The organism is Parasutterella muris (assembly GCF_943193095.1).
Taxonomy (GTDB): domain Bacteria; phylum Pseudomonadota; class Gammaproteobacteria; order Burkholderiales; family Burkholderiaceae_F; genus Parasutterella; species Parasutterella muris.
This window is the reverse complement of sequence record NZ_CALPCV010000011.1, coordinates 18,274-31,944: the sequence shown is the minus strand read 5'-3', so window position 1 is coordinate 31,944 and position 13,671 is coordinate 18,274. Positions and strand designations below refer to the sequence as shown.

Annotated in this window: 14 protein-coding genes; 1 reads left to right on the top strand and 13 read right to left on the bottom strand. The window is 51.2% G+C overall.

Annotation, left to right across the window (positions count from 1 at the left end; all coding sequences use genetic code 11):
• The first annotated feature begins 82 nt into the window (after positions 1-82).
• Complete coding sequence (ppsR, locus tag NFR90_RS05550; RefSeq protein ID WP_251451313.1) at positions 83-949, top strand: posphoenolpyruvate synthetase regulatory kinase/phosphorylase PpsR; 867 nt, start codon at positions 83-85, stop codon at positions 947-949.
• On the opposite strand, the gene NFR90_RS05545 is transcribed toward ppsR, so the two are convergent.
• From NFR90_RS05545 to frr, 13 genes are all read right to left on the bottom strand, one after another.
• The gene (locus NFR90_RS05545) at positions 942-1,745 is read right to left on the bottom strand and encodes a TrmH family RNA methyltransferase (protein WP_251451310.1); all 804 of its coding nucleotides are present in this window, start codon (positions 1,743-1,745) and stop codon (positions 942-944) included. The genes ppsR and NFR90_RS05545 overlap by 8 nt on opposite strands.
• Positions 1,742-2,377, bottom strand: a complete 636-nt coding sequence (gene rnhB, locus NFR90_RS05540; RefSeq protein WP_160334120.1) for a ribonuclease HII — start codon at positions 2,375-2,377, stop codon at positions 1,742-1,744. The genes NFR90_RS05545 and rnhB overlap by 4 nt, the downstream gene beginning before the upstream one ends.
• Positions 2,377-3,528 (bottom strand): lipid-A-disaccharide synthase, encoded by a 1,152-nt coding sequence (gene lpxB / locus NFR90_RS05535; protein WP_251451308.1) that lies wholly within the window; start codon positions 3,526-3,528, stop codon positions 2,377-2,379. The genes rnhB and lpxB overlap by 1 nt, the downstream gene beginning before the upstream one ends.
• Complete coding sequence (lpxA, locus tag NFR90_RS05530; protein ID WP_251451306.1) at positions 3,528-4,322, bottom strand: acyl-ACP--UDP-N-acetylglucosamine O-acyltransferase; 795 nt, start codon at positions 4,320-4,322, stop codon at positions 3,528-3,530. The genes lpxB and lpxA overlap by 1 nt, the downstream gene beginning before the upstream one ends.
• A 9-nt stretch (positions 4,323-4,331) precedes the next feature.
• The gene (fabZ, locus tag NFR90_RS05525) at positions 4,332-4,775 is read right to left on the bottom strand and encodes a 3-hydroxyacyl-ACP dehydratase FabZ (RefSeq protein WP_160334123.1); all 444 of its coding nucleotides are present in this window, start codon (positions 4,773-4,775) and stop codon (positions 4,332-4,334) included.
• Position 4,776: 1 nt separating this feature from the next.
• On the bottom strand, positions 4,777-5,865 hold the full coding sequence (gene lpxD / locus NFR90_RS05520) for a UDP-3-O-(3-hydroxymyristoyl)glucosamine N-acyltransferase (RefSeq protein ID WP_251451304.1): 1,089 nt from the start codon (positions 5,863-5,865) through the stop codon (positions 4,777-4,779).
• Between the two features lie 153 nt (positions 5,866-6,018).
• Positions 6,019-6,519: an OmpH/Skp family outer membrane protein gene (locus NFR90_RS05515; protein WP_160334125.1), complete on the bottom strand. Its 501-nt coding sequence runs from the start codon at positions 6,517-6,519 to the stop codon at positions 6,019-6,021.
• A gap of 42 nt (positions 6,520-6,561) precedes the next feature.
• A complete protein-coding gene (bamA, locus tag NFR90_RS05510) occupies positions 6,562-8,883 on the bottom strand; it encodes an outer membrane protein assembly factor BamA (protein WP_160334126.1) in 2,322 nt (773 codons plus the stop codon).
• A gap of 31 nt (positions 8,884-8,914) precedes the next feature.
• Complete coding sequence (gene rseP / locus NFR90_RS05505) at positions 8,915-10,264, bottom strand: RIP metalloprotease RseP (protein WP_160334127.1); 1,350 nt, start codon at positions 10,262-10,264, stop codon at positions 8,915-8,917.
• A gap of 5 nt (positions 10,265-10,269) precedes the next feature.
• Entirely contained in the window at positions 10,270-11,454 is a 1,185-nt protein-coding gene (locus NFR90_RS05500) for a 1-deoxy-D-xylulose-5-phosphate reductoisomerase (RefSeq protein ID WP_251451301.1), read from the bottom strand.
• 9 nt (positions 11,455-11,463) lie between these two features.
• On the bottom strand, positions 11,464-12,318 hold the full coding sequence (locus NFR90_RS05495) for a phosphatidate cytidylyltransferase (RefSeq protein ID WP_160334129.1): 855 nt from the start codon (positions 12,316-12,318) through the stop codon (positions 11,464-11,466).
• 4 nt (positions 12,319-12,322) lie between these two features.
• Positions 12,323-13,066 (bottom strand): polyprenyl diphosphate synthase, encoded by a 744-nt coding sequence (gene uppS / locus NFR90_RS05490; RefSeq protein ID WP_160334130.1) that lies wholly within the window; start codon positions 13,064-13,066, stop codon positions 12,323-12,325.
• Positions 13,067-13,081: 15 nt separating this feature from the next.
• The gene (gene frr / locus NFR90_RS05485) at positions 13,082-13,603 is read right to left on the bottom strand and encodes a ribosome recycling factor (RefSeq protein WP_370267787.1); all 522 of its coding nucleotides are present in this window, start codon (positions 13,601-13,603) and stop codon (positions 13,082-13,084) included.
• Positions 13,604-13,671 lie beyond the last annotated feature (68 nt).

Genomic DNA, 13,671 nt, shown 5'->3' with positions numbered 1-13,671 from the left:
TCAAAATGGTGAGAAAAAATTTGCTAAATTTTAGCTTGTCTTTCACTGCAATTCACCTTATTTAATCAACAGGTAACAATTTATGACTTCTATCGGAACCGATAATCAGGGAAAGCCGAAGCAGCGTACCGTGTTTTTTGTATCGGATGCAACCGCTATTACGGCTGAAACGCTGGCAAACTCCGTATTGGCACAGTTCCATGGCCTGAAATATCAGCGCTTTAGAATGCCGTTCGTCAATACCGACGAAAAAGCTAAGGCTGCCGCTCTTCGAATTAATGAAATCGAAAAAGAAACCGGCGTGCGCCCGATTGTGTTCTCAACATTAGTTGCCGGCTCTCTCGCTTCCACATTCAACGAATACTGCAACGCCTTCGTTATTGAACTGTTCAGATCCTTCGTCGGCCCGCTTGAGCGTGAACTCGGCGTCCCGAGCGACCACTCCGTCGGAAAGAGTCATGAAATCGGAGATCAGGATCGTTACAACCGCCGTATCGACGCTATTAATTACACGCTTTCTCACGATGATGGACAGACTAACAATGGCCTTGAGGAAGCCGATGTCATCCTTGTCGGCGTATCGCGAAGCGGAAAAACACCGACAAGTCTTTATTTGGCCATGCAGTACGGCATCAAGGCCGCAAACTATCCTCTTATTCCCGAGGACTTTGACCGCGGAGAACTTCCGCCCGCTTTGGAAAACTGCAAGGGAAAGATTTTCGGACTCTCGATTGCTCCTGAACGCCTCTCTCAGATCCGCAGCGAAAGGAGACCGAATTCGCGCTACGCGTCATTAGAAAACTGCCGCTACGAAGTGTACGAAGCGGAAAGAATGATGGATAACGAAGGAATTAAATTCCTGTCCTCCACGACAAAATCCATTGAGGAAATTTCGGCCACAATCCTTCTCGAGCTCAAGGTCAACGTGGATCCGATGATGTCTATGTAGCCGATTTCGGCAGCCTGCGGCGACGCTGCTCAAATAAGCAGACAGACGCGGCCGAGGCCACATTAAGGCTCTCGACCCGTCTGTCAATCGGAATCAAAAGCGTTTTGTCGGAATTTTGCAGACTGTCCTGCGAAACACCGGCGCCTTCATTGCCAAACACCCAAATCGTGGGCCTCTCGCCCCAGTTCTCGGCAAACAAATCTTTTCCGCCTCGTGCGTCAGCGACCAAACACTGATTGCCGCTCTCCTCTTTGATCGACTTCAGAGATTTTCCGAAAATAAATCGACAGAAAAAGTGAGCCCCCATCCCCGCTCTTAATACTTTCGGACTCCAAATGTAGGCACATTGATCCGACACCGCGATAGTTGACACGCCGGCGGCAAGAGAAAGCCGAATAATCGTGCCCGCATTGCCGGGATCGGAAACTCCGTCAAGAAAAACAATATCCCCGTGCCCGACTTGTTCCTGCGGCACGGGAGTAGAAATCTCACAGACAATACCCGCACCGTTCTCCACCGGACAAATCGAAGCGAAATGTGCTGCGGGCAGCTCCAAAAGATAAATGTTCAAATGCTCAAGCTTTCCCAGAACAGCTCGAAGCTCGTGATTTCTGTCCGCTCCCTCACGGATAAAAATCGTACGAATTAATTCAGGATGCTTGCAGAGCTCGCCGGCCAGATGCAGACCTTCTGCTAAGGTTGTGCCGGTCCTACGGCAAAGTCTCGGATATTTAAGCAGACGTCTAGCTCGTTTTAAAGATTCATTCGCTCCGCTTGTTGCACGCACTCTTATCATCGCTGCTGTTTCCTCTTTAATCGATCTGCTTTTCGCTCAAAACGTTTTGCCACTTCCACTACCGGGCCGAACGTCAGCCGATGAATCGGACAAGGGCCCCATTTATTGAGCATCTTAAGATGAAGTTCCGTTCCGTATCCGGAATGCTTTTCAAAACCGTATCTCGGATACATTTCCGCAAAAATTTTCATTTGCGCGTCGCGGAAGGTTTTCGCCAATATGGAGGCGGCGGAAATCGCCGGAATTAAATCGTCACCCTTAACGATCGGTTCCGCGCGAAAAGGCAGCTCCGGAAGGCGATTCCCGTCCACCAGTACGATATCGGGCTTATGTGTCAGCTGAAGCACCGCTTTTCTCATTGCGAGCATCGTCGCCTGAAGAATGTTCAGAGAATCAATTTCTGCGACGGTACCTTCCGCGATCCCCCAGCATATCGCTTTTTCCCGAATTTCTACCGCGAGACGCTCTCTGACATGCGCAGTCAGCTTTTTTGAATCGCGCAGACCTTCGATCGGGTTATTCGGGTCAAGTATAACGGCCGCGGCCACGACAGGTCCTGCAAGCGGACCCCTGCCTGCCTCGTCTACCCCGCAGACCAGCCCCTGCGGCTCAAAATCAAATAAATAATCCATCAGCGCTTCAGAACCTTCTCAATCGCCTCTGTTGTCAGCTGGGCCGTCGGACGCAGCAGCGAATGATGAATGTCGGTAAAAATCGCTTTCAGAGCTTCCTGCCGCTTGGGCTCAAGCGCATGCAGAAGATGGGAGGAAAGGATTTCAGGAGAGCAGAACATCTGAACGCACTCAGGGACCAGGGATTTCTGCGCCAGAATATTCGGAAGTCCGATCCACTTTGTCTGTCCCTTGGACAAGATCAGCATCGCCGACAACGCGGGCATCTTGTAGCCGATAACCAGCGGCTTCTTATAGAGCGCCGCCTCAAGTGTCGCTGTTCCGCTTGCGACCAAAATCGCGTCCGAAGCTTCCATTGCCGTGTGAGACTGCCCGTCTAAAATTAAAGACGCTTCTTTCACCGCCGGGAACTGATCCAAAACCTTCAGAATCTCTTCTTTACGTTTAGCGTCAGCCGCGGGAATCACAAAACGACTCGTGGGTTCCGATTTAAGCACCAAATCCGCCGCGCCGAAGAATTCAGGCGCACACCATTTGATCTCGTCTTTACGGCTTCCGGGAAGAATCGCGATCACCGGTCCGACTGTTTTTAAACCGATCTTCTCACGAGCACCGAGCGTGTCAGGTTCAATCGGAATTAAATCCGCAAGCGGATGACCGATGTACGTGCAGCTGATGCCGGCTTCGCGGAATATTTTTTCCTCAAAAGGAAATACCAGCAGCAAGTGATCAACCGCCCTTTTAATCTGATGGATACGCTGCGGACGCCACGCCCAAACAGCCGGCGCAACCATATGGATGACCGGGATGCCGGTTGAACGCACTTTTTCTTCAATCGCCAGATTAAAGTCGGGCGCGTCCACGCCGATGTATGCCGCAGGTCGATTTTCGAGCGTGCGGCGTATCACGTCATGGCGAATCTTCAGAATTCTCGGCAAATGCCGCACAACTTCAAGATAGCCGCGCACAGAGAGTTCACTCGCGCTGTACCAGCTCTGAAGACCGTCGGCGACCATTCTTTCTCCGCCGATACCCTCCATCGTCATTTGCGGGAATGCCTCGGAAAGCGAAGGAAGAACACGCGAAGCCAAGTAGTCTCCGCTGTTCTCTCCGGCGGTCCATACGATCGAGTTGGATGTGAGTTTCTCCATTAGCGGGCAATCCCTCTCGGTGAAGACTCAATAAAGTCACGCATCAGTGCGCATACCTTCTTTGCCTGTTCGTCGTCAATACTGTCCGCAAGAGCGTTAATCGCAGTGACCGCCTCAGCAATCGTATTGCCGTCACGGAAAATCAAACGGTAGGCCTGACGAGCGGCGCGAATCGCCGTGTGAGTATATGCATGGCGCTTCATGCCTTCTACGTTGATGCCGAACGGAGCCGCAGGATAACCTTGGTACATGCCGTAAGGAATAATGTCCTGACGAACCATCGAACCGCCGCTGAGCATTGCTCCGCGCCCGATGCGCACAAACTGGTGTACGCCGGACTGACCGCCGATGATTGCGTCATTGCCGACATGCACGTGACCGGCAAGTCCGACATTGTTGGCAATAATCGTGCCGTCGCCAACCACACAGTCATGCGCGATATGCACGTTCGCCATCAAAAGGTTGCCGTCGCCGATTTGCGTGAGTGAATGATCCTGAATCGTTCCGGTTGAGAGCGTGCAGTGCTCTCTAATGACGTTATCGTTTCCGATCACCAGGCGAGTCGGCTCATTGCGGTATTTTTTATCCTGGGGATCAATACCGATGGTGGCAAACGCGTAAATTTTATTGCGCTCTCCGATCACCGTATGGCCGGTCACGACGATATGGCTCTGCAGCGTCGTGCCTGCGCCGATCTCCACATTCGGGCCGATCGTGCAGAAGGGACCGATGACAACATCGTCCGCAATTCTCGCAGCAGGATCTACGATGGATGATGGATGAATATTAGCCATATTCAGCCTTTACTTTTTAGGGGTGCGGTAAGAACACATCATGTCGGCGCAGGCAGCAAGCTGACCGTCAACAGTCGCGTCGCAGTGCATCTTGATCATGCCGGCTTTTTCTCGAAGGAAAGTACATTCAAAGCGAAGCTGGTCGCCGGGAATGACAACGCGTTTGAAGCGAGCGTTGTCAATCGCCGCAAAATAGAAAAGCTTTTCCGGATCACGCTCTCCGCCCATGCGCGCAAATGCGAGCATCGCGCAGGCCTGAGCCATCGCTTCAATAATCAGCACACCCGGCATTACGGGAACGCCCGGGAAGTGACCGGTAAACTGCGGCTCATTAACCGTCACGTTTTTAATGGCAATCAGTTTATCCACACCGTTGGTCTCAAGTACGCGGTCAACCAGAAGGAACGGATAACGATGCGGCAGAAGCCTCATGATGTCATTAATGTCTTGCATATTATTTCTCAGTTAAAGAATCAATCTTAGCCGACAGGCGCTTAAGCTGACGGCGAATTTCAGGAAGCCGTTTGATAACGGAAAGAATGTTGTAAAACTCTTTGTGCGGCATAGCAGGAATATAGCCTGCATAATAATCCGGTTTATCAATATTGCCGGGAACGCCCGCGCCGCCGCCGATAATTGAGCCGGCCGCGACCTTCAAATGACCGGCAAAGCCTGAGCCGCCGCCGGCCTGAACGTTGTCGCCGATCGTTGTGCTGCCTGCAAGACCCGTACGGCCCGACAAAACAACATTGTTGCCGACTTTGCAGTTGTGACCGATCATGACCAGGTCATCGATCTTGGTGCCGTTGCCAATCGTCGTACTAAGAAGCGCGCCGCGGTCAATACAGGTATTCGCGCCGATCTCAACATCCTCTCCGGTTTCTACCGCGCCGATCTGAGGAATCTTGACATAACGGCGATCGAGCGGCGCAAAACCGAAGCCGTCAGCTCCGATAACCGCGCCGGAATGAATAATATTGCGCGGGCCGATTTTGCAGCCATAATAAATATTGACGTTCGGATAAATATGCGAATCCTCGCCGATGACCGTACCCTCTCCAATGACGGAATTGGCCCCGATAAAGCAGCGGGCACCGATCTTGGCGCCTTTGCGAATAACGGCTCCGGCTTCGACGGTTGCGGATTCATCAATCTCAGCGCCCTCTTCGACAACCGCTCTTGCATCAATGCCCGGCTGTGCTTTGACCTGCGGGAACATCACTTGAAGCGCAAGGGCGAACCAGGCGTATGGATTGCGTGTGACAACCAGAATGCGTTCGGGCTCGTCTTCGCCCCAAATCGCCTTTTTATCTTCTTCGGTAAGAACTAACGCGGTCGCTTTACTGTCTCTGGCCGCATCTCGGTATTTGCTGTTGGCGAGAAATGCAACTTCGCCGAATCCCGCTGTCTCAAGCGGAGCAATAGAGTGAATTTTTGCCGAACCGCCGTTGGCGCTGATCGTGCTGAGGAGCGTGTCGTTGCTCTTCTCTTTGATGCGATCCACCAACTCTAGCAGTGTGAGCGGTTCTGTCTGCTGGTTCATGATTATGCCTCCGTGGCAAAAAATTTAGCTTAACTGCACGGAGAACAAAAATCTGTTCTTTGAAACCCGGTGTCAGTTTAAGCCGCAATGGGTGCGGACTGCGCACTTAAGACAACAAGCAGACACCGGGCCTGCTTGTTGTAATGAGGAAAATTACTTCAGCTCTTTCAGGACCTGATCTGTAATATCAATCTTCGGATTGACGTAAATCGCTTCCTGAAGAATCAGATCATACTTTTCACGCTGAGCAATGTTCTTGATGACCGTGTTGGCCTGACGAAGAAGCTTCTGAAGTTCTTCGTTTCTGCGCTGGTTGAAGTCTTCACGCAGTTCGCGCTGACGACGCTGGAAGTCGCGGTCACGATCCTGAAGATCGCGCTGTTTGCGCAGACGTTCCTGATCAGTCATGGTCGGAGCATTCTTTTCAAAACGTTCGAAATCGCTCTTCAAACGCTGACCGGCAGCGTTGATCTCTTTGTCGCGTTTGGAAAATTCGCTTTCCAGTTTCTTGCTTGCAGCCTGTGCAGCAGGAGAATCACGAAGAATAACTTCTGTGTTAACGACTCCAATCTTAACTTCGTCTGCAAGGACTGCTGTCGAAGCAGAGCAAACTAATGCGGAAGCAAGAGCAACCGCCAACCATTTTTTTTGCATGAATGTATCTCCTACACAATTTTCTAATTGTGCCACAATTAACTAGAAACCTGTACCAATTTGGAATTGGAATCTTTCAAGTTCGTCGGAATTCTTCTTATTCAGCGGGAACGCGAAACTCAGTTTAAGCGGTCCCATCGGCGAAATCCAGGCTAAACCGACACCCACGGAGTATCTCAAATCTCCGAGGTCCAGTCTGTCCTTCTGGTACCCAAGAAGGGAACCGTCACTGGAGTAATTGGCTTTACGGCCCCAGACCCAGCCGCCGTCAAGGAATGTAAACATACGCAGTGTACGATCTGCTCCGGGGATCGGTGTCAGAAGCTCAATCGAGAAGTTCAGTTTGCGGTTACCGCCGGAAGCATCGCCGTCAGAATCACGAGGACCTAAAGATGAAGTTTCGTAGCCGCGGACAGAACCGATACCGCCGCCGTAGAAGTTCTTGAAGAACGGATACTCTTTGCCGTTATAGCCGTCACCGTAGCCAAGCTCGGTGTTAAACGCGAATGTAATCGACTTCGTAATTGGCACAAACTGCTGGAACTGATACGTTGCACGGTAGTATCTCAGGTCAAGAACCGGCATGGACACTTCACCGAACAAGCGCTGATAACGACCTCTGGTCGGAGCAAGAATATTGTCTCGGCTGTCTCTGGACCAGCCCAATGTCAGCGCGACCGATTTCGGCTTGTCACCGAAGTCATGAACATACTCACGGTAACGCTGAGGCGCATTGGCTCCAAGCGTCACGTCCGTCATTTCAAATTTTCCGCCAAGGAAAATCTGATCGTTTTCAGTGATCGGAATACCGTATGTCACACCGGCACCGTAAGTTTCGTACTTAACGTCGTCGGTAATTTCCAACTCATCCAGGTCTAAGCGGCGGTCGTAAATTTCAAACGACTGGCTGATGCCGGAAGTCGTAATGTACGGCTGCGTAAAGTTTGCGGCATAGGTTCTGGAGCTCTTGGAAGTATTGACTTCAAGAGAAAGAGAGTTGCCGGTGCCGAAAATATTGTTCTGCGAGAATCCGCCCGAAAGAATAATACCCTCGGAAGTGGAGTAGCCCGCACCGACGGAAATGTTGCCGGTCGGACGTTCTTTAACATGCACGTTCAAATCCACTTCGTCAGGAGAACCGGCTACCGGAGTCGGCTCAGCCGTCACGGTTTCGAAGAAGCCGAGACGGTCGATACGGTCTCGCGAAACCGCGACTTTATCGCTGTCAAACCAGCTGGCTTCATACTGACGAACTTCGCGGCGAATGACTTCGTCCTGCGTGCGAGTGTTGCCGGAAATCAGCACGTTGCGAACGTAGACGCGTCTGCCCGGGTCAATCGTATAAACAATCGTGACTTCGTCGTCATTTTCCGGATCGACAACCGGAGACGGAACGGCTCTTGCAAAGGCGTAACCAACCGTCGAAAGCTTATCGGTGAACTTTTTGCCCAGAGCATTAATGGCCGAAGCGTTGTAAACGCTGCCCGGTTTAATATCAACCAGCTCTTCAAACTCAGGTTCCAGACCGAGCATGTCGCCGGTCAGACGAATGCCTTTAATCTTGTAGCGCTTGCCTTCGTCAACGTTAATGGTGACGTAAATACCGGACTTGTCCGGGCTGATGGAAACCTGAGTGGAGTCAATCTTGAAATCCAGATAACCGTTGTTGTTGTAAAGCGCACGGATGGCTTCCAAGTCAGCTTCCAGCTTTTCTCTTGAATACTGGTCGCGTTTTGTGTACCAGGAGAACCAGTTCGGCGTACCAAGCTGCATCTCGTCGCGAAGGTCACCTTCGGAATAAACCTTGTTGCCGACGAATCGAATCTGCTGAATCTTGGAAGTCGTTCCTTCATCAACGTCAATATTGACGCGTACACGGTTGCGCTCAACCGGAGTCACCGTTGTTTTGACCTCCGCGGAATATCTTCCGCGGGTCAAATACTGTCTTCTTAATTCCTGAACAGCCCTATCCAAAACCGCTCTGTCAAAAACAGAACCTTCGGAAAGTCCGACCGATCTAAGCGATTTTTCAACACCTTTTGAATCGAACTCCGCAATACCGGTGGTATGGATGTTTGCGACCGTCGGGCGTTCCTGAACACGGACCACTAAAACGTTGCCGTCCATATCAAGCTGAACATCCTGGAACATACCGGAGGCATAAAGCGATCTCAAGGACATGGCACCGAGCTCAGCTGTGTAGGTGTCGCCAACTCGAATAGGAAGATGCGAAAAGACGGTGCCGGCTTCTGTTCTGGAAATACCCTCAAGACGAATGTCTTTGATCACATGTCCTTGGGCCCACACTTGAGCTGCCATAAGCGCGCCCAGACAGGCTAACGTAATTTTCTTAGGATAAGGCATAAATTCTTAATAAAAATCGGCTCTCTTAAAACTATGAAAAAAGCCTCGTCAAATCATTAAAAAGAGCGAGCACAGTCAAACCTAACAAAGCAGCAATCCCAACTTTTTGGGCTGCACTTTGAAAAGATTCGGATACAGGCTTGCCTCTAATCATTTCGAGAGAATAATACAGGAGATGGCCCCCGTCCAACATAGGAATCGGTAGTAAGTTCAATATTCCTAAACTTACCGAGATGACGGCAAGGAAGGATAAAAACGGGATAAAGCCCAGCTGGACGGACTGTCCGGCATAATCAGCGATAGAAACCGGACCGGAAATGTTTTTTACCGAAACATCTCCGGTAAACATCAATCCGATCATTTTCAGAGAAACTGAGGCCGTCTCCCATGTCTTACGTACGCCTTGAAGCAAACTTTCAAAAAAACCGTATGCAACTTTTGTTTTCGGGTAATCCACGCCAATGGAAGCCCCGATGCGTCCGGCTTCTTCTCCGTCGGCTTCAAGATGTGCTGAAGGTGTTACGCGGAATTTAAACTCTTTCCCTTGGCGATCAACGATAAATTCCAACGGCATGCCGGGCGACTTTTTAACCGCTTCGACCAGGTCAGCGGGCATTGGAACTGCTTTGCCATTAATGCTGATGACTTCGTCACCAACTTCCAGGCCGCCTTCTTTGGCAGCGGAATCTCCGACAAATCCGGTAATAATGGGACGGCTGACTTGCAAAGACAGACCGATACGGGTCAGCGGATCGTCATCCTGGCTGAGAGAGTCAAAACCGACATTTCTCAAATCCAGCGTGCGCTCAAACTCCGCTCCGTTGGGTGAATGCACTTCAATAGGAACTTCTTTGCCGAATTTGTTAATCAGCTCGAAACGAAGATCGGCAAAACTCTTTACGGCTGAACCGTCCACCCTCACGATCTGATCTCCGCGATGAAGACCAATCTCGGCCGCCGGCGTTCCGGCGGGAGGTTCCGCAGTTACAGGAAGCGGCTGTACGCTGCCGACCATAAACACTGCGGCAAAAAGCAGTACCGCTAAAATCAGATTCGCAGCCGGGCCTGCGGCCACAATGAAAAATCTCTGCCAAACCGACTTGGAACCGAACGTACGGTCCGCGTCCTCCGGTTTTATCGGCAGGCAGGCCGGATCCCGCTCGTCAAGCATACGGACATATCCGCCGAGCGGAAGCGCCGCTACGGACCACTCAGTCCCGTCCGGGTCATTTTTTCTTTTCCATGAGAAAAGCGGTTTGCCAAAACCAATCGAAAATTTCAAAATTTTGACACCGCAAAGGCGTGCCGCTAAATAGTGGCCCGCCTCATGAAAAGTGATCAAAACTCCGATGGTGACAATAAAAGCGATTACTGTCGTCATCAATGTCAATTCTTATCTCTCCGATGTTCGGAATATCCGTCTGCCCACGCCCGAGCCAGCTCTCTTGCCTGTCTGTCCGTCTCAAGAATTTCCTCCAGAGTTGTCGGAGCCGGCGGCTGGAAACCATACATCATGGAGCGGCACAAAACGGCAATATCCGTAAAGCCGATACGTCCCTCAAGAAACGCCTCAACACCGATCTCATTGGCGGCATTAAGCACAATACTGGCCGAACCGCCCATCTTAAGCGCTTCATAGGCATAGCCGAGCTGAGGGAAACGATTTAAATCCGGGTCTTCAAAAGTCAATGTTTTTATCTGAGAAAATTTTAACGGGGTCACTCCTGCCGTAAATCGATCCGGATACGCTAAAGAGTAAGCAATCGTATTTTTCATATCCGGCGCGCCCATCTGAGCGATCACAACGCCGTCCTCGTATTCAACCATTGAGTGAATGATGCTCTGCGGATGAACCACCACGTCAATGCGTTCAGGCGGAAAGTCAAACAGCCAGCGCGCTTCAATGACTTCCAGCCCCTTATTCATCAGCGTGGCGGAATCCACCGTAATTTTGCGTCCCATCGACCAATTCGGATGATGCGTCGCCTCTTCGATCGTCACGTCGGAAAGGTCTTTTCTGGTTCGGAAAGGACCGCCTGAAGCGGTCAGAATAATGCGTGCTTTTTCACGCGAACGTTCGGTTTCGCCCACAAGACACTGGAAGATCGCGTTGTGTTCACTGTCCACCGGCATCAGCGTCGCACCGCACCGCTTAACGGTGTCCATGAGAAGTTTGCCGCCGCAGACCACACTCTCCTTATTGGCCAGCAAAAGCTTCTTGCCGGCTTCCGCCGCGCGGAATGTAGAAACGATGCCAGCTGCGCCGACAATGGCACCTACGACAATATCAACTTCCGGCGAGGCCGCTAGACGAGCAACCGCCTCGGCGCCTGCTTCAGCCCGTGCATTGCAGCCGATCGCCGCCAGGGCTTCCTTCAGCGCTTCTAATTTCGACGGATCCGAAGTCACCGCCAAAGAAACATTAAACCGCTTGGCAATCTCTGCGAGCTCTTTTACGCGGGAGTGCGCGGTGACCGCATACAGACGGAATTTGTCAGGATAGAGCTCAAGCACACCCTGCGTGCTTTTTCCAATGGAGCCCGTCGCTCCGAGAATCGCTACGTTTTGCATGGTCGCAGATTAGAAGCCTTGAAGAAACAGAAGAACAAAAACAGAATACGGCAGAACGCTCATCTGGGCGTCCAGGCGATCGTAAAAGCCGCCGTGACCGGGCAGAAGATTGCTTGAGTCCTTAATTCCGACGGATCTCTTGAGCGCGCTCTCAAACAAATCTCCGGCAATGGAAAAAAGAACCGCAATAAAGAGCACCAAGTCGGAGGCCCAAATATCCAGGCCCGAAATAATCGAATTGCTCCAGAGCGGGAAAGAAGGCTGAGCCCAATAAAGGACATACGAAAGCGCAATCACGCAGACAAACGCCGTCAGCGCGCCCGACCAAGTCTTTTTCGGACTGATCCCCTGAGCCATCTTCGGTCCGCCCATTGCGCGGCCGCCGAAATAAGCCACGATGTCGGCAACCCACACAATAGCTAAAACCGAAAGCATGTAGATCGGTCCCTTTGAACGGAACAGGTACATCAGAGAGAACCATGCCGCAGGCAGAATAACCCAGGCCAGAACTGAACCGAAAATCGGTTTTACCTGCCAGCCCGTTGTTCTGCGTGTGAAGACAAGCAAAGTAATAACAGCCCAAAGAACCGTCGCCGCACAGGTGATGACCATCAGGCCGGTACCGCTCTGCAGCCCCTGAAGAAAGGCCGGAGAAGCATATTCAATATAAAAGAAGAAACAAGCGGCTAATGCCCCGCAGACTCCGGCAAGCGCGGAGTTCCAGCGGCACAGGCGCAGCCACTCCCAAAAACAGCATCCGATCGCGACGGCGGCAACAGCGGTAAACGCAAGCGGAGAAATAAGAAGGGCTCCGATCACGATAATCAGCAAAACAACCGCTGTAATGACTCTTTGCAGAAGCATACGTCTATTCCTTTCGAGACGATTCTTTAATTTGTTCCGATGTTTGGCCAAAACGTCTCTCTCTGCCTGCATACCAAGCTAAAGCATCGGAAAATTCTTTTTCACCAAAATCCGGCCACAGGATGTCTGTGAAATAAAGTTCACTATAGGCAAGCTGCCAGAGCATAAAATTGCTGATCCGAATCTCTCCGCTGGTGCGGATAAAAAGATCCACATCACCGGACTCTGCCATTGGCAGATTTGCGCTCAGCTGCTCTTGTGTAAACTCTGCGCCGCTGTCCCTGATCTTTCTTGCCGCCTCTAAAATCTCCCAGCGGCCGCCGTAATTAATACAGAGATTCAGAGTAATTGCTTTATTGTTCTCAGTTTTGCGCTCCGCTTCGTCTATTTCTCTGCGCAGTTCTGCGGAAAAAGCGCTCAAATCGCCGATAAATCGGATCCGAACGCCGGATTTATGCAGCGATTCAATTTCCTTGCGCAAAGACGAAAGAAAGAGCTTCATCAAGCCCTGCACTTCCTCTTTCGGTCGGTTCCAATTCTCACTGGAAAAGGCAAACAGAGAAAGATGACAGACACCGGCTTTCGCGGCGCCCTGCAGCACACGACGAACGCTCTCTACCCCTTTTTGATGTCCGACAAGACGCGGAAGCATACGCTTTTTTGCCCATCTTCCGTTGCCGTCCATAACAATAGCCACGTGCCGGGGCACCCGAGCACATGGCTTTTCGTTTGTATTACTACCCGGCATAGGGTGCGAACCGTACTAAACGGTCATAATTTCTTTTTCTTTCTCTGCGGAAAGCTTATCGATCTCTCCGATGTACTTATCGGTGAGTTTCTGGATTTCCGTATTAGAGCGGCGCTCATCGTCTTCAGTGATCTCTTTCTCTTTCAGAAGAGCGGCGACCTTGGTATTGGCGTCGCGACGCAGATTGCGGACAGCAACCTTGCAGTCTTCGGCTTCACCGCGGACGACTTTTGTAAGATCACGACGGCGCTCTTCAGTCAGAGGAGGCATCGGAACACGGATAACATCGCCGGATGTAGCGGGATTCAGACCGAGGTCGGAATTGCGGATCGCTTTTTCAACAACAGCAACCATTTTCTTTTCCCACGGCTGAACGGTGATCGTGCGCGCATCGGCAAGACCAAGCTGGGCAACCTGGCTGATGGGGGTCGGTGAGCCGTAGTAATCAACAGTGATATGTTCGAGCAGGCCAGTATGAGCGCGTCCTGTACGAATCTTCATAAAAGAGTCTTTAAGCGTCTCAATGGAACGCTTCATGTGATGTTCAGTCTGTGAAAAAATCTCTTTTGTTGTCATATATCAGTAACCTGTCTAATTTCTTGCTG